The 15,709-nt window shown below is 71.2% G+C and carries 16 protein-coding genes; 8 read left to right on the top strand and 8 right to left on the bottom strand.

What is annotated here, in order from left to right:
- Positions 1-379: 379 nt before the first annotated feature.
- The gene (locus tag QMG73_RS38705) at positions 380-1,618 is read left to right on the top strand and encodes an HNH endonuclease signature motif containing protein (protein ID WP_281904003.1); all 1,239 of its coding nucleotides are present in this window, start codon (positions 380-382) and stop codon (positions 1,616-1,618) included.
- A gap of 212 nt (positions 1,619-1,830) precedes the next feature.
- Here QMG73_RS38705 and QMG73_RS38700 read toward each other — a convergent pair whose 3' ends face one another.
- Together QMG73_RS38700 and QMG73_RS38695 are read right to left on the bottom strand one after the other, a co-directional pair.
- On the bottom strand, positions 1,831-2,577 hold the full coding sequence (locus QMG73_RS38700) for a phosphotransferase enzyme family protein (RefSeq protein WP_281904001.1): 747 nt from the start codon (positions 2,575-2,577) through the stop codon (positions 1,831-1,833).
- A gap of 3 nt (positions 2,578-2,580) precedes the next feature.
- Positions 2,581-3,741 carry a hypothetical protein gene (locus QMG73_RS38695; protein WP_281903998.1) on the bottom strand — a complete coding sequence of 387 codons (1,161 nt, stop codon included), beginning with the start codon at positions 3,739-3,741 and terminating at the stop codon, positions 2,581-2,583.
- Between the two features lie 56 nt (positions 3,742-3,797).
- Here QMG73_RS38695 and QMG73_RS38690 point away from each other — a divergent pair, with 56 nt between their 5' ends.
- Positions 3,798-4,391 carry a pentapeptide repeat-containing protein gene (locus tag QMG73_RS38690; protein WP_281903996.1) on the top strand — a complete coding sequence of 198 codons (594 nt, stop codon included), beginning with the start codon at positions 3,798-3,800 and terminating at the stop codon, positions 4,389-4,391.
- A gap of 8 nt (positions 4,392-4,399) precedes the next feature.
- On the top strand, positions 4,400-5,200 hold the full coding sequence (locus tag QMG73_RS38685) for a pentapeptide repeat-containing protein (protein WP_281903994.1): 801 nt from the start codon (positions 4,400-4,402) through the stop codon (positions 5,198-5,200).
- Here QMG73_RS38685 and QMG73_RS38680 read toward each other — a convergent pair.
- On the bottom strand, positions 5,175-6,326 hold the full coding sequence (locus tag QMG73_RS38680; RefSeq protein ID WP_281903993.1) for a hypothetical protein: 1,152 nt from the start codon (positions 6,324-6,326) through the stop codon (positions 5,175-5,177). The genes QMG73_RS38685 and QMG73_RS38680 overlap by 26 nt on opposite strands.
- Positions 6,327-6,366: 40 nt before the next feature.
- Between QMG73_RS38680 and QMG73_RS38675 the strand changes: the two genes are divergently transcribed.
- Positions 6,367-7,353, top strand: a complete 987-nt coding sequence (locus tag QMG73_RS38675) for an acetylxylan esterase (protein WP_281903991.1) — start codon at positions 6,367-6,369, stop codon at positions 7,351-7,353.
- On the opposite strand, the gene QMG73_RS38670 is transcribed toward QMG73_RS38675, so the two are convergent.
- Both QMG73_RS38670 and QMG73_RS38665 read right to left on the bottom strand, forming a co-directional pair.
- On the bottom strand, positions 7,265-8,233 hold the full coding sequence (locus tag QMG73_RS38670; protein WP_281903990.1) for a DMT family transporter: 969 nt from the start codon (positions 8,231-8,233) through the stop codon (positions 7,265-7,267). The two genes, QMG73_RS38675 and QMG73_RS38670, sit on opposite strands and share 89 nt — an antisense overlap.
- Positions 8,234-8,243: 10 nt before the next feature.
- On the bottom strand, positions 8,244-9,068 hold the full coding sequence (locus tag QMG73_RS38665; RefSeq protein WP_281903989.1) for a helix-turn-helix transcriptional regulator: 825 nt from the start codon (positions 9,066-9,068) through the stop codon (positions 8,244-8,246).
- A 6-nt stretch (positions 9,069-9,074) separates the two neighbouring features.
- On the opposite strand from QMG73_RS38665, the gene QMG73_RS38660 reads away from it, so the two are divergent.
- Together QMG73_RS38660 and QMG73_RS38655 are read left to right on the top strand one after the other, a co-directional pair.
- On the top strand, positions 9,075-9,935 hold the full coding sequence (locus tag QMG73_RS38660; RefSeq protein WP_281903987.1) for a helix-turn-helix domain-containing protein: 861 nt from the start codon (positions 9,075-9,077) through the stop codon (positions 9,933-9,935).
- Between the two features lie 63 nt (positions 9,936-9,998).
- Positions 9,999-10,367, top strand: coding sequence for a VOC family protein (locus tag QMG73_RS38655; RefSeq protein ID WP_281903984.1), 369 nt, complete (start codon positions 9,999-10,001; stop codon positions 10,365-10,367).
- A 460-nt stretch (positions 10,368-10,827) separates the two neighbouring features.
- On the opposite strand, the gene QMG73_RS38650 is transcribed toward QMG73_RS38655, so the two are convergent.
- Positions 10,828-11,733 (bottom strand): siderophore-interacting protein, encoded by a 906-nt coding sequence (locus QMG73_RS38650; protein WP_281903983.1) that lies wholly within the window; start codon positions 11,731-11,733, stop codon positions 10,828-10,830.
- A gap of 26 nt (positions 11,734-11,759) precedes the next feature.
- Positions 11,760-12,728, bottom strand: coding sequence for a TetR/AcrR family transcriptional regulator C-terminal domain-containing protein (locus QMG73_RS38645; RefSeq protein ID WP_281903982.1), 969 nt, complete (start codon positions 12,726-12,728; stop codon positions 11,760-11,762).
- A gap of 54 nt (positions 12,729-12,782) precedes the next feature.
- Between QMG73_RS38645 and QMG73_RS38640 the strand changes: the two genes are divergently transcribed.
- Positions 12,783-13,748, top strand: coding sequence for an ATP-binding cassette domain-containing protein (locus QMG73_RS38640; RefSeq protein ID WP_281903981.1), 966 nt, complete (start codon positions 12,783-12,785; stop codon positions 13,746-13,748).
- Positions 13,741-14,487 carry an ABC transporter permease gene (locus QMG73_RS38635; protein ID WP_281903979.1) on the top strand — a complete coding sequence of 249 codons (747 nt, stop codon included), beginning with the start codon at positions 13,741-13,743 and terminating at the stop codon, positions 14,485-14,487. The genes QMG73_RS38640 and QMG73_RS38635 overlap by 8 nt, the downstream gene beginning before the upstream one ends.
- Here QMG73_RS38635 and QMG73_RS38630 read toward each other — a convergent pair.
- Complete coding sequence (locus tag QMG73_RS38630) at positions 14,484-15,404, bottom strand: sensor histidine kinase (protein WP_281903978.1); 921 nt, start codon at positions 15,402-15,404, stop codon at positions 14,484-14,486. The genes QMG73_RS38635 and QMG73_RS38630 overlap by 4 nt on opposite strands.
- Positions 15,405-15,709: the final 305 nt, after the last annotated feature.

The following is a 15,709-nucleotide window of genomic DNA, read 5'->3' as shown; positions in this document are numbered from 1 at the left end:
CACCAGGCCCAGGATCGCGCTTTGGGCTACCGCGACGCCCGTCGTGCGCCAGACCGTAGCTCCCGCGGCCTCACCCACCGCGATTCACGATCAACCCCTGTGTGGCTGGGTCGTGAGGACGCGGAGGGTGAGGCCGCGGGAGCAACGGCATCGACCGCGACGGCCATCGCGGTAGCTCGAATCCAGGAATCTCGGCAGTTGTGGCTGAAACTCACTCGCGGACGCCATTTGCCACAGGCTTGCAAGGTAGGGCGGCCGCGGTCGGAAGCGCTCCGCTCCCGCCGGCCGCGCGGGACTAATTTTGCGGTGCCCGGCGTGTCGCGTCGGCGTGGCGCCTGCGGGGGCAACGATCTTCGCACGAACGTACGAGAATCAATGCGTGCGAGAAACGTTGGAACAGCTACGGGACACCGCCGGCCACTGCGCCAGCACCCCCGCCTGGACGCTGTCCAACCCCGACCTCGTCGACGCCCTCCACACCATCCACGACGCCGAGCAGATGCTCACAGCCACCAAACTCCACCTCATCCGCGAAATCGAAGGCCGCAACCTGCCCATCGCCCAGGAAGCCGCCAATACCGCCGTCTGGCTCCGCGAACGCCTCCACATCACCATCCACACCGCACGACGCACCGTCGACCTGGCCAAGACACTGGACCAACGGCCGGCGCTGGATGTGGCGCTGTCCACGGCGGCGGTCAACACCGAGCAGGCACACATCGTGGCCAAAACCGTCCAGGATCTGGCATCCGAAGCCACCCCCGACATGGTCGACCTCGCCGAAAAGGCCCTCATCACAGAGTTCGCCGACTGGGAACCAACCATCCTCCGCAAAGCCGCCCAACGCATCCTCACCCACGTCGCACCAGAAGCAGCCGACGAAGCCGACCGACGCGCCACCGAACGCGACGAGAAACGCGCCCAACAAACCCGCGCGTTCACACTGACCAACAACGGCGACGGCAGATTCCGGGTCACCGGCTGGCTCGACCCTGAGGCCGCCGCGATCGTCAACGCCGCCCTCGACCCGCTGTGCAAACCCGACCTGGAAAGCACACCCGCCCAACGCCGCGCCGACGCCCTCGTCGAGGTATGCCGGCTCGCCCTACGCACCGAACAACTACCAGCCAACGGCGGAGACCGCCCACAGGTCGTAGTCACCGTGCCATACGACGTGGTGCGTAAAGAACTAGGCGTCGGGCAGCTCGACACCGGCGAACGACTCACCGCCGAACAGGTGCGACGACTCGCCTGCGACGCCCACATCATCCCCATCGTCCTCGGCGGACAAGGACAGATCCTCGACGTCGGACAACAACGACGCCTGTTCACCGGACCACTACGACGAGCACTGGTCGTCAGAGACGGCGGATGCGCCTTCCCCGGATGCGACCGACCACCACAATGGTGCGACGGCCACCACATTCGACACTGGACAAACGGCGGCGACACCGCCCTCAACAACGGCGTACTCCTATGTGGACACCACCACCGGGTCATCCACCGCGGAGAATGGGAAGTACGGATAGCCGACGACGGCCGACCCGAGTTCATCCCACCACCCTATGTGGACAGTGAACGTCGACCCCGACGCAACATCTACCACAGGCGGACGTAGGAGGACCGGCGACCGTCATTGACAGATCTTATTGGCGGACGGCGCGATGCCCCACTTGCTCTGGGCGTTGCGGTCGTCGCCGGCAGCGTGCCCAGGCGCGTCGGCATCCGAAGGGCACCGCCGCCTGCGCTGACCGGCCAGCGGCACGACGGCGCCAAGCCGCAAAAGGAGGGCAGCATGCCCCGCGGACGCCCCGGCCAGGTCAGGGCAGGTCAAGTCAGGGTGGCCTGCCACGCCGGCACGTTGGCGTCCAGGTAGTCGGCGGTGGAGCGCCAGTACGGGCCGTCGTCGACCCAGATCCGTGCCCACGGCTGGCGCTGCTCCTCGGCGGCCTGGCGGAGCATCTCCCACATCGCGCCGGCACGCCGCCCCAGCAGTGCGGGCAGGGCATCGCGGCCGTCCTGGTCGAGTCCGTAGCCGTCGGCGAACGCGCGGAGGCGGGCCGCCGACTCGGGTACCGGGCGGTTGGCGCGCAGGCCCGCCATGCTCTGGGCGGCGTAGGCGACGTCCCACAGGCGGGAGGCGGGCGCGGCGGCGTCCCAGTCGATGAGGACCCAGCCGCGCGCCGACTTGACGAGGTTCCACGGTGCCACGTCGTTGTGGCAGACCTGGTCCGCGCGATCGGGTGGGATCAGCTCGTTCCAGGCCGCGTCCGCGGGCGGTTGGAAGGACGCCAGCGCGAGATGCAGGTCGGCGAGCATCCGGCCGATCGATGCCAGTTCGGCCTCGGAGTACGTGCCGGTGACGTCGCCGACCTCGCCGGGCACGTACTCGAGGACCTGCCGCCCCCGCTCGTCGCGCCCGAGTGGCCGGGGCGCGCCGTCGAAACCGACCGCCGCGAGGTGCGACAGTACGGCGTCGACGGTGTCGCTCCACGGTCCGGCGGGGCGGCGCACGGTGTCACCGACGCGCACCACCCCCGCCGTGGCGTTGCCGGCTAGCGGTTCTTCGATAAGCACAGCTCAGTATGCCGACGCGCGGATCGCGTAGATCGACCGGGTGTTCGGGTACTCGGTCAGGCTCCAGAGCTGGTCGCGTGCCTCCCAGTACGAGACGTCCTCGGGGCCGATGGGCAGGTGGTTGGTGTACGTCGTCACGGACCCGCCGGGCGTGTACGTCTTCACCTCTCCGCGGCCGGTGTCGCTGTCGCTGACCGACAGGTAGTACTTGCCGCGGATCGCCGTGCCGCCCTGCATGCTGGCGATCGACATGTCGTACGCCTGGCTGCCCCGCACGAGGCCGTCGCTGGACGCGGTGAGCATCCGGGTGCTCGCGTCGATCGGGAAGCGCACCAGGCGGGTGCCGGCGCCGCCGCCGTCCCACTCGCCGACGATCACGCTGTCCGGGGTGCTGGTGCGGTCGAGCGACGCGAACGAGAACCGCAGCGCCGCGTACCCGCCGGCCGTGGACCGCGTGTACGTCAACGCCTGCGGCAGCACATACTTGTACCCGAACGCCTGGTAGGTGCCGTCGGACTGCAGCCCGATCGCGGCACCGTTGGCCGTACTGGTCTGCCACAGGTGCCGCATGTCGAAGACCCGGAAGCCCTGGCTTGTCGACGCCACGTACAGGTAGTGGCCGTACCAGAAGATGCCGCCGGCGTGCACGTTGACGGCCCGGAACGAGGCCTTGCCGTCGGTGCGCGTGTACGGCTCGACGAGCAGCACGTGCCGGTAGACCGGCGCCGACGGTGTCGAGTAGTCCACGAAGGACACTCGCACGCCGCGCTCGATCCCGCTGGTCCCGTCGTCGTACCAGCTCACCAGGATCGCCGTGGCACCCTCGTACGTGCCGGCGCCCAGCGCGTCGGCAGTGGTGGTGATGCCCTGCGGGTACCAGTAGGTCACCCCGTTGTCACCCGGGTCCCAGCAGAAGGACGCGACCCGGTTGCTGACCGTGGGCGCGCACGCCTCCGCCTCCCGGTTGGCGTCCGCGAGCACGGCGGGGACGCTGACGTTCGGCAGCGCGGCGTCCAGGTCGTCGATGAGGCTGGAGTACGCGCTCGCCTGCAGCCGGAAGTTCGAGGCGGTCAGCGCGGTGGCGGCGGACGCCGCCGGTGCCACGATCACACCCACTACCATCAGTACCGCGACACCCACAGCGGCACCCAAAGCTCGCATCATGCGGGTGAACGTAACATTCTTTCATCATCTTGACGATTAGCGGCAAGGATTTACAGATGGAGACCCTGGTCGAGGACGAGTCGTTCGCGCACGAGGACTGGTACGGGGACGAGTTCGTCGAGCGCGTCTACCGCAGGTGCGACTTCAACGACATCGACCTGACCGAGGCGCAGACCCGGGGCGTGGTGTTCGACGAGTGCACGTTCGGCAACGTGCGCCTGAACGCGTCGCGGCACGCCGACTCGGCGTTTCTGCGGTGCTCCTTTACGCGGTGCAACCTCTTCGAGGCCGAGTTCGACGGGTGCAAGCTGACCGGCAGCACCTTCGAAGAGTCACCGGTGCGACCGATGCGCGTCAAGGGCGGCGACTGGTCGTTCGCCTCGCTCGCGCGCGCCGACCTGCGCGGGGTCACCTTCGACGGCGTACGCATGCGCGAGGTGGATCTCAGCGGCGCCAACTGTGCCGGCGCCACCATCATCGGCGCGGACCTCTCCGGCGCCAACCTGCGCGGCGCCGACCTCAGCGGCTGCGACCTGCGTGGCAGCGACCTCACCACGCTCGACCCGGCGAGCGTCGAGCTGCGCGGCGCGATCATCACGCCCGAGCAGGCGGTGGTGATCGCCCAGAACATCGGTCTGGAGATCCGATAGTGAAGCCGGTGAACCCAGTGACCGACGAGCTCCGCGCCGACTGCGAGCGCTGCTTCGGGCTGTGCTGCGTCGCGCCCGCGTTCGCCAAATCAGCCGACTTCGCGATCGACAAGCCGGCCGGCCACGCCTGCGCCAACCTCCAGGACGACTTCCGCTGCGGCATCCACCGCGACCTGCGCGACCGCGGCTTTCCCGGCTGCGTGGTCTTCGACTGCTTCGGCGCCGGGCAGAAGGTGGCGCAGGTGACGTTCGGCGGGCGGAGCTGGCGCGAGGCGCCCGAGACCGCCGCGCCGATGTTCGCGGCGTTCACGGTCATGCGCGAGCTGCACGAGCTGCTCTGGTACCTGCGCGAGGCACGCGCGCTGCCCGCCGCCCGATCGATGAACAAAGACCTGACCGCAACCTACGACCGGGTCGAGGCCGCGACGCGGAGCAGCGACCTCACCACGATCGCTCCCAAGGTGTACTGGGAGGCAGCCGACCCCCTGCTCCGCAAGGTGAGCGAGCTGGCGCGGGCCGGCGTGCGGCGGCGACCCGAGAGGGCCCGCGCCGACCTGATCGGTGCCCGGTTGCGGGGTGCCGACCTCCGGGGCGCCAACCTGCGCGGCGCGTACCTCATCGGCGCGGACCTGCGCGGCGCCGACCTGCGGCTCGCCGACCTGATCGGAGCTGACCTGCGCGCGGCGGACCTGCGCGGCGCCAACCTGAGCGACAGCCTCTTCCTCACCCAGCCGCAGGTGAACGCCGCCCGGGGCGACCGCACGACGCGCCTGCCGGCGTCGGTCAGCCGGCCGACCCACTGGGGTTAGCGACCCACGCCGAGAACACCGGCACGCCGTCCCACGGTCCACCGCCCGACGCGACCGCCACCACCGCGTACGGGTGGCCGAACCGCAGCTCAGCCGTGCGCACCAGGCCCTCGCGCGGCATCGTGAACCCGGTCGTCGTGAACATCGCGGACACCGCCGCCGCCTCGAAGCCCACCCGCGTGTAGCGAGCCACCGCTGACTGGCGCGCCTCGTAGTCGTACTCGGTCAGGCCCAGAAGCTCAGCGATGGCCCGCGCCCCCGCCGGGAAGCCGAGGTCGGGGTGGCCGAGGTCGATCTCGCTGCGGGCCTCCCAGGCGGGCAGGATGGCCGCGCACCGCTCCTCACGCCCGCTCGCGGCGGTGACCGGCGCGTGCCGTTCGCTGATCGTCCACAGTGGCCCGTCGCCGAGCGGAAGGTCGAACAGCGACCGCGCCACAGCCGTGCCGCCCGCCACCTCGTACGCGGCCGCGAGCACGTCGGCGGCCGGCACGTCGGGCGCGGCGGCGACCGACGTGACCGCCAGGCCCTCGCGGGCCCGTGCGGTGTGCACGACGAGGTCGCCGGCGCGTGCGGACGACGCGACGAACTGCCGGTGCCCATGCCCCTCGGGCGTGCGCAACGCGTTGGCGAGTCGAGCCCCGAACGGGCCGCCCAGCGTCGAACCCGGCACCACGTCGAACGGCATGCCCCACGACACCTTCGTGGCGAGCGCGGTCGCGAGCACGACCACGGCGGTCGGCGGCACCTGCAGCGGGAAGCTCTCGATCAGGCCGAGCGTGTGCTCGCGCGCCCACGCGTCGAGGCGGTCCTGGCCGGGCAGGTCGCCGGTCTCGACGGCGGCCGGCAGCCGGCGCAGCAGCGCGTCGGCGCGGGCCCGGGTCCAGACGGCGGCCGCCGACAGGACGGCGTCGTGCGGGGTGCCCAGCAGGTCGGCGGCGAAGGCGAGCGCGTCGTCGGCGTCGACGCCGAGCGCCTCCTCGACGTCATGGCCAGCCGCGCCGCACAGGGCCAGCAGGAGCCACGCGCCCAGCGGTGACGCGACGTGATGCGTGCCACCCGCGATGGCGTGCAGGCGCGCGGCGTACCGGGCGATCGGTGTGAAGGTCTCAGCGGCCGTGACGGGCACGCCACCACCCTACCGCGCGCCCTTCCCTTCCATGGTCAACATGACGTACCGTGCGGGCATGTTCGTCGACTGGCCACTCGAGCAACTTCAGGAGTACCGCCCGGACCGCGTGGAGCCCGCTGACTTCGACGCGTTCTGGAAGTCTACTGTGGAGCAGGCACGGGCGGCCGGCACCGAGCCGCGGTTCGAGCCGCACCCCACCCGGCTGAAGACCGTCGACGTCTTCGACGTCACGTTCGCGGGCTTCGCGGGGCAGCCGGTGCGCGGCTGGTTCCTGCTGCCGAAGCACGCCGAGGGCCCGTTGCCGTGCGTGGTCGAGTACATCGGGTACGGGGGCGGGCGCGGGCTGCCGCACGACTGGCTGCACTACAGCGCCGCCGGATACGCGCACTTCGTCATGGATACGCGTGGCCAGGGCAGCGGCGGCTATCTCGTCGGCGACACCCCCGACCCCGACGGCAGCGGCGGGCCGCAGACGCCCGGCTTCATGACCCGGGGCGTCACCGACCCCCAGCACTACTACTACCGCCGGGTCTTCACCGACGCGGTGCGCGCCGTCGACGCCGCCCGCGGCCACGAGCGCGTCGACCCGGAGCGGATCGCGATCGGCGGCGGCAGCCAGGGCGGCGGCATCACGATCGCGGTCTCCGGGCTCGTGGAGGGCCTGGCCGGTGTGATGCCCGACGTGCCGTTCCTGTGCCACTACCGGCGGGCCACCGAGATCACCAACGCGTTCCCGTACCAGGAGATCGTGACGTACCTCAAGACCCACCGCGACCACGTCGACACCGTCTTCGACACGCTGTCGTACTTCGACGGCGTCAACTTCGCCACCCGCGCCACCGCACCGGCCAACTTCTCCGTCGCGCTCATGGACGACGTGTGCCCACCGTCGACCGTGTACGCCGCGTACAACCACTACGCGGGGCGCAAGGCCATCAACGTGTGGCCGTATAACGGTCATGAGGGCGGTCTGGCGTACCAGAAGGCGAGTCACCTGGAGTTTCTGGCAGAGGTTCTGGGCTGACCGGTGCTGGGCTGACGCTTTCTGAGATGGCGCCGCCGCCACGGGTCGCCAGCACCGAGCCGACCAGGATCAGCGCGAACGCCGCGCCCACGCTCAGCGTCAGCGGCTCGCCGAGCACCGCCGCGCCGAGGGCGACCGCGATCGCCGGGTTCACGTATGTGATCACGGTGGCGCGGGCCGCGCCGACCTCCTTGATCAGCTCGAAGAACAGCACGAACGCGAGGGCCGTGCAGACCGTGGCCAGCCCGGCGAGGGCCAGCAGCGCCCGCCCGGACGGCAGGCTGTCCGGCCACGTCCACGCCGCCGCCGGGGCGTAGACAAGGCTCGCGAAGGCCAGGCAGGTCGCGGTCACCACGAGACCGGGCACGTCGCGCAGGGCGCGGTCGGCGATCAGCGGCGCGGCCGCGTACCCGATCGCCACCAGCAGCATCTCCGTGGCCGGCCAGGCACCGCTGCTCTCCACGGTCGGCGCGGCCAGCAGCGCCACGCCGCCGAACCCGAGCAGCAGCCCCGCCCAGCGCGCCGGCGTCACCCCTCGGTCCCCCGCGATCCACGCGAGCACCACGCCGATGACCGGCACGGTCGCGATGAACAGGCCGGTGGTGCCGCTGGAGAGCGTCCGCTCGGCGTCCGAGAGCAGCAGCCACGGGCCGACGATCTCCGTGACGGCGAAGGCGATCAGCCACCACCAGCGCCCGCGCAGCGACGCCAGCTGCTTCCGGTGTACGACCACCGGCAGTAGGACGATCGCGCCGAAGACGCACCGGACGAACACCACCATCGGCGGCGACACCTCGTCGACCGCGACCTTGATCATGAGATACGGCGTGCCCCAGATGAGGCCCATCGCGACGAACAGCAGCCATCCCCGTCGAGTCACGGGGACATGCTCACCCGCTGGCGCGCCCGATGTCTTGAACGCTGTTGCGGTACACCGCCGGCGTGACGCCCATCACGCGCCGGAACCACCGCGTCAGATGCGCCTGGTCGGCGAAGCCCACCAGGCCGGCGACGTCCGCTGGCCGGTGGCCGGCCAGCAACAACGTGCGAGCGCGCCGCACGCGGTGCTGGGCGAGCCAGGCGTACGGCGGCATGCCCACCGCCTCGCGGAAGGCGCGCACCACCTGGTACCGCGACAGGCCCACCTCGCCGGCGATCTCCGCGAGGCTCGGCGGTGCCACGATGCGGTCTCCGAGGCTCGCCATGACGGTCGCCACGAGCCGGCCACCGAGGCGGCGCTCGGCGGCGGTGACGCCAACGGCGTACCGGCAGACGACCGTGTCGAGCGCGAGCAGCAGCCGCGTCTCCCCCTCCAGCGGGTCGGCGCCGCGCATCAGCGCCCGGTAGGCGGCGCCGAGCATGCGCGCGGCGTCCGGGTCGGTGACCACCGGCTGGGGGAAGTGCGGCGGGCCGTCGCCGAACAGCTCCGGCGGCACATAGGCCGCGTCGTACGACCATCCGCCGCTGGCGGCCGCCTCGCCGGTATGCGGCTCGCCGGGCTCCAGCAGGGCGACCGTGCCCGGCACCGCGATGTGGCTGGCACCGCGGTAGTCGATCCGCTCGGCGCCGCCGGTGCACACTCCGATCGAGTACTCGTCATGCAGGTGCGGCGCGTACCGGTGGCCGACGAAGCGGGCGCTGAGCAGGTCGATGCCGGTCTCCCAGATGCCATCGACGCGCGTCCAGACCGCGCTCTCCTCCTCGCTCACCGGCATGCCCCCATGATTGCCGATAGGCTCGGTGGTGGCATGTACGTGTCGATGAGGCCCAGGTCACCCGCGCTGGCGCCGTTCGTCTCCTCGATGGGCTACCTGGAGGGGCGGTTCGCGCATGCGCGGGAGCTGTCGCTGCCCACCGGCACCGCCCAGCTGCTCGTCAACCTCGACGCTGACGCGCTGCACGCGTACCCGATCGACGGCGGTGTCACCCAGAGCGCGCCGGGCGCGGCGCTGCTCGGCGCGCACGGCCGCCCGTCGCTGATCGACCCGGCCGAACAGCGCGCCATCGCGTGGGTGGCGTTCCGCCCCGGCGGCGCGTACCCCTTCTTCCCCGCGCCCGCCTCGGCGGTGCGCGACCAGCTCGTGCCGCTCGACGAGCTGTGGCCCGGCACCGACCTCCGCGACCGCCTCGCCAGCTCCCCGCTCGCCGGCAGCGCTCGGCTTGGAGGCGGCGGCGGGCTTTCGGGCGGCGAGCGGCGGGCTGAGGCGATGCTCGCCGTGATGGAACGGGCGTTGCTGGAGGCGGCGTGCCGGCCGCTGTCGCCCGACCCGGCGACCGGCGTGGCGGTGCGGTCGCTGGCGCGCGGCGCGACCGTCGCCGAGACCGCCGACCGGCTGGGCTGGACGCCGCGCGGCCTGGCGCGGCGGTTCGTGGAGCGCGTGGGGCTGACGCCGAAACGGTTCGCGCGGGTGCGGCGCCTGCAGCGGCTGCTGGCGACCGACGGCGACTGGGCGAGCCGGGCGGCCGCGTGCGGCTACCACGACCAGGCCCACATGATCCACGAGTTCCGGGAGCTGGCGGGCATGCTCCCGACAGGCTATGCGCCGCGCTCGCCGGGCGAGGCGAACCACGTGCCGGTCTGATTCTTACAAGCGCCGGTCTGATTCTTACAAGCGTGGTGGCCGATCCGGCGCGACGATGAGGACATGTTCTATCCACGCCTTGTGGTACGCGACGCCGCTCGCGCCATCGAGTTCTACGTCGCCGCCTTCGACGCCAAGGAGACCGCCCGCCACACCGACGCCAACGGCAAGATCGTGCACGCCGAGCTGGTGATCGCCGGCGCGACGGTCGCCGTCAAGGACGAAGACGACGCCGACCGCTCACCGACGACGCTGGGCGGCACGCCAGTCATCATGGCCCTGTACGTCGACGACGTCGACGCCCTCGGCGAACGCCTCTCGTCGGCCGGCGCCACCGTGATCTACCCGATAGCCGACCAGGAGTACGGCGAACGAGGCGGCCGCTTCCAAGACCCCTTCGGCCACCAATGGATGCTCGCCCGCCCCCTCTAACACCACAACCCCTGCCCCGCCCCGCGCCGCCCACGCACCGCCCCGCCCCCGCGCGCCCTTTTGCCGTCGATCAAGGGCAGACGCACGTGGTTCGATCTCTTTTCACGTGCGTTCGCCCTTGATCGACGGGACTTCCCTTGATCGACGGCAAGGGCGGAACCTGCGCTGCGCGCAGCTCAAGCGCAACCACCGCCGCGCGGAGACGGTCGGATGCCGCATGTTCGGGGTTCTTGCGGCATCCGCAGCGCGTTGATGCAGCAATATCCCTGATACTGCTGCTACGCACGCCGACCCGAGCGCTGGCCGGGCGGCCTCGAGGTGTTCCGGCGTCAAATGCCCAGAAAATTCCGAGCTACCGCGACGGGCATCGCGGCAGCTCGAGGCTCGATCCTGAACCTGCTCTTTAGAGACTTTTTAGGATCAGGTTCGGGACCAGGCTCTGAGCTAGATGGTGGAAGCTCTAGAGGTCGTCCTCGGTGCGGCCCAGGCGCCAGTAGCCCATGAAGGCGACCGCCTTGCGGTCGACGCCGCGCTCGCTGACGAGGTGGCGGCGCAGTGTCTTGATCACACCGGCCTCGCCGGCCAGCCACGCGTACAGGTCGCCGCCGCTCGCGCCGTCCTCGGGCACCTCCCAGAGGATCTCGGTGTCGACGTCGATGTCGTCGAGCACCGTGCCGCCGCCGACGGCCGCGAGCGCGGGAGCCTTCGCCAGCAGCCGGCCGGCCGCCGACGTGACGGCGGGTACGAGCAGGCTGCCGTGCGCCGCGCCGTCGCGTGCCAGCCAGGTGATCCGCAGGCCCGCGGGCGCGCCGAGCTCCAGGATGTCGCCGGACTCGGGTACCTCCAGCAGGACCTCCCCGCGCGCGCCGCGGGGCAGTTGCTCGACGATCGTGGCGACCGCCGGTACCGCCGTCTCGTCGCCGGCGAGCAGCAGCGGACGCCCATCCGCCGGCGGATGGAACTCGATGCCGCCGTGCGGGCCGCCGGCATCGGCATCGGGCCCGACCAGGCCCACGATGTCGCCGGGGCGCACGGTCTGCGCCCAGCGCGCGGCCGGCCCGCCGTCGCCATGCAGTACCACGTCAAGGTCGAGCTCGCGCACCGCCGGCCGCACGTAGCGAGTCGTGTACGTGCGGATGGGGTTGCGCCGCTCTTCGGGCAGCTCGCGCCACTTCGCGTACCAGTCGGGGCCGGCGGGCATGTGCGCGACGCCGCTGTCGGGCAGCGGCAGCACCAGCTTGATGCGCTGGTCCCAGCCGGTGTCCTCGAACGCGTCGAGGTCGTCGCCGGTGAACGTCACGCGCAGGAAGCTGGGGCTGAGCTTGCGCACCGCCCGCACTTCGACCCGGAAAACCCGAAACGTCACAGCACCCTCCCTCGACTAAGGCATGCCTACCCTAACTGATCATGATCGCGCTGCAAAGCCCGCTCAGCGCCGATCATTGCCGCCAGGCCGTCCAGCAGCAGGCGCAGGCCCAGCTCGAAGACGATGTCGAGGTTGAGGTCGAAGTCGGGGATCTCGTCGAGGCTGGCCAGCATCGGAAAGCGGCCCGAGGCGAGCAGCCTGCCCAGGGTCAGGTCCTGCGCCTCGTACCACTCCTCGTTGCTCAGCCCGGTGTCCTGCTCGGCCTCGACCTCCTGCTCCAGGTGCAGGGCGGTGCCGACCACGTGCCCGGCGATGGTCACCGCCGCGTGCACCATCGTCGCCTTGTCGAGGCCGAGGCCGTCGAGGGCGCGCAGCGACGCCTCGGTGTGCGCCATCCCGTTCGGTACGGCCATCGGGCGGGTGATCGAGACCTGCCGCGCGACCCACGGGTGGCGGTGGCAGATCGCCCACTGGAGGTGGGCCAGGTCTTCGAGGCTCGTGCGCCAGTGCGGCGCCGGCTCGGGGAGTGGATCCTCGGCGAACACCGCGTCGACCATGCGCAGCAGCAGGTCCTCCTTGCTGGGCACGTAGCGGTACAGGGACATGGTCGGGATGCCGATGTCGGCGGCGACGCGGCGCATCGAGAGCGCGGCGAGCCCTTCGGCGTCGGCGATCCGGATCGCGGCCTGGACGATCCCGTCGCGATCGACGGCAGGCTCCCCAGGCCGCGCGCGGCGGGGAACGACAGGAGCAGGAGCCGAAGCGCCCGTCGGAGAGCCGGCCACCACCGTGCCCACCCGGGGCACGGCGGTCACCACACCCTCCTGGCGCAGCATGGCGAGGGCCTTGGTCGCGGTGGCGAGCGCGACGCCGAACTCGCGCATGAGCTGCCGCGTCGACGGCACCCTGTCGCCCGGGCGCAACTCTCCCGCCGCGATCCGCCGCCGGATGTCGCTGGCGATCCGCGCGTACGGCGCATCTGTACTAGTACTCACAGCCCTACCCTAGTACAGTTTGCGCTGTTTGAGAAGGCGTCGTACGGTGTACACATGTGTTCGTACAACGTACCGGCGGTCGAGGTGACCGCCCTGCAGAAGTCGTACGGCGCCAAGCGGGTGCTCACGGGCGTCGACCTTCGGGTCGCGCCCGGCACCCTCTTCGCCCTCCTCGGGCCCAACGGTGCCGGCAAGACGACGATGGTGCGCATCCTGGCCACGCTGACCGAGCCGGGCGGCGGCCGGGCCACGGTGGCCGGGTTCGACGTGGTGCGCGAGCGGCACCGGGTGCGCCGGGCGATCAGCCTCACCGGCCAGTACGCGGCGGTCGACGAGTTGCAGACCGGCGCCGAGAACCTGCGCATGATGGCCCGACTCACCGGACTCAGCCGGCCGGACGCCCGGAGAAGGGCCGCGGAACTGCTGGAGCGATTCGACCTGGTGGACGCCGGTGACCGCCGCGCGGGCACGTACTCGGGTGGCATGCGGCGCCGCCTCGACCTCGCCGCGAGCCTGGTCGGCCAGCCGTCCGTGATCTTCCTGGACGAGCCGACGACCGGGCTCGACGTGCGCAGCCGGCAGGCCATGTGGGACGTGGTCAGCGATCTGGTACGCGGTGGCGTGACGGTCTTCCTCACCACCCAGTACCTGGAAGAGGCCGACCAACTCGCGGACCGCATCGCGGTACTCGATCATGGGCGACTTGTCGCGGACGGCACCGCGGCCCGGCTCAAGGAGCAGGTCGGTGGCCGGCGCCTTGATCTGACGCTCGCGGACCCGGCGGCGTACGACGCGGCCGCCGCCCGCCTCGGCGATCGGGTGCTGCTGCGCGACCCGGCGCGGCGGACGCTCGGCGTGGCCACCGACGGCAGCGCCGCGCACGTGCGGGCGCTGCTCGACGAGATCGATCCGGGCAGGCGCGCGGTGGACCGGTTCGCGCTGCACGCGGCGACCATGGACGACGTTTTCCTGGCCCTGACCGGAACGCCGGCACGCGAGAAGGAGACCGCCGATGTCTAGCGCCCTCGTGATGGTCGACCGCTCGGTGCGCCTGTCCCGGCGGAACCTCGACGCCCTGCTCACCGCGCTGATGCTGCCGATCATGTTGATGCTGCTGTTCGTGTACCTGTTCGGCGGCGCGATCGAGACGGGCACGAAGTACGTCACCTACGTGGTGCCCGGCGTGATCATGCTGTGCGCGGCGTTCGGGGCGTCCACGACGGCGGTCAGCGTCAGTCAGGACGTGACCGGCGGCATCGTCGACCGGTTCCGGTCGATGGACGTCGGCGGCGTCGCGTTCCTGACCGGCCACGTCGTGGCCAGTGTGATCCGCAACGTCGCCTCCACGCTGCTCGTGCTCGGCATCGCGCTGATCATCGGGTTCCGGCCGACGGCGGGGCCGCTCGAATGGCTGGCGGCGGCCGGTGCCCTGCTGCTGTTCGTGTTCGCGATCTCGTGGCTGTCCGCGGCGGTGGGCCTGCTCGTACGCTCCGCCGAGGCGGCCGGCGGCTTCACGTTCTTCGTGATGTTCCTGCCGTACCCGAGCAGCGCGTTCGTGCCGATCGACACGATGCCGGGCTGGATACACGGGTTCGCCGAGCACCAGCCGGCCACCCCGATCATCGAGACGCTGCGCGGGCTGATGCTCGGCACCGACCTCGGCACCGCCCCGTGGCTGGCACTCGCGTGGAGCGGCGGCATCCTGCTGGTGTCGGTGGCCGCGGCCGGCGCGCTGTTCCGCCGCCGCACGGCGGCCTAGAGGTACAGCAGCACGCGGATGGTGGTGCCGTCGGGCGTGGTGTGCACGCGAACCAGGTCGCAGAGCTGGTTCACGAGCACCAGCCCGCGCCCACCGTTCGCGCTGTCGAGCGGCGGCGGCACCCGCCCGGACATCGGGTTGGCGATGTGGCCGCTGTCGGACACCTGGGCCACGAGCGCGCCGCCTTCCAACCACACCGCCAGCGTGCCGGCGCCGCCGCCGTGCTTGACGGAGTTGGTGGCGAGCTCGTTGACCGCCACCGTGAAGTCGGCGATCCGCAACGAGTCGAGACCGGCGGCCGCGCCGCGCGCGCCCACCAGCTGCCGCACCGCCGCCAGGCTGCCGCCATCGACGACCATGGTCACCGCGCCGGGCGGCGGATCGGACAGCGGCTGATTGAACCGGGCCGCGAACACGACCGGATCTCCGTAGTGGGCGCTGTCGGCACGGCCGGTCGCGGTCTCGACGACCGGGTGCGTCCGGTACGCGTCGTCGACCACATCGGGCGCGAGCCGCGCGACGTCATAGGGGCACAGAATGGCGCCGTCGCGGTCGGCGAACGCGGTATTGATCAGCGCCTCGTGCTGCACGCAGGCCGGGTACTCCAACGCGCTGCGCCCAGCCCAGATCGGCTCGCCGATGACGCGTACCGGCCGGCCGGAGTGCGCGGCGGCGAAGGCCAGCAGCACGCCCGGCAGGATGCGGCCGGGGTTGCGCCCGGCCTGGCCCATGTCGCGCAGCGTCACCATCGCGGCCTGCTCACCGAGACCGTCTTCGATGAGCGCGAGGTTGCCCCTTGGCACCGCCACCAGCACCGGCTCGCCCGCCGCCAGCCCAGCCTCGATGAACGGCAGCGTACCCGCGAGGTACTCAGCGGAGTCGCGATAGAGCAGCGCCGGGTGGTCGAAGGTGGTCATTGCGCGTTGTCCGTTCGGGTGCCGGTGGTTCCGCCAACCGTACCTTCCCGGAACCAGCCCGTTCTAACCGATCTCTGGCTGCAAAGGTTTGCACCGACGACGTCCGTTTTGTATCGCTCACACCCCCAATAGGCGCGCCACCGCAACACATTTGAAACCAAGATCCGTTGACACGGCCGCAACCGTTTGCATTAATTGGCCGATCCCAGTGACGACCACCACACGAGCAGGAATGGAGACGCCGCTGTGCCCGCCACCATCCGCGACGTCGCCCGCGCGTCCGGCGTGCACATCTCCACCGTCTC

Origin of the sequence: Phytohabitans aurantiacus (genome assembly GCF_027923225.1) — a bacterium.
GTDB lineage: Bacteria > Actinomycetota > Actinomycetes > Mycobacteriales > Micromonosporaceae > Phytohabitans > Phytohabitans aurantiacus.
This window is presented reverse-complemented; position numbering and strand designations above follow the sequence as displayed.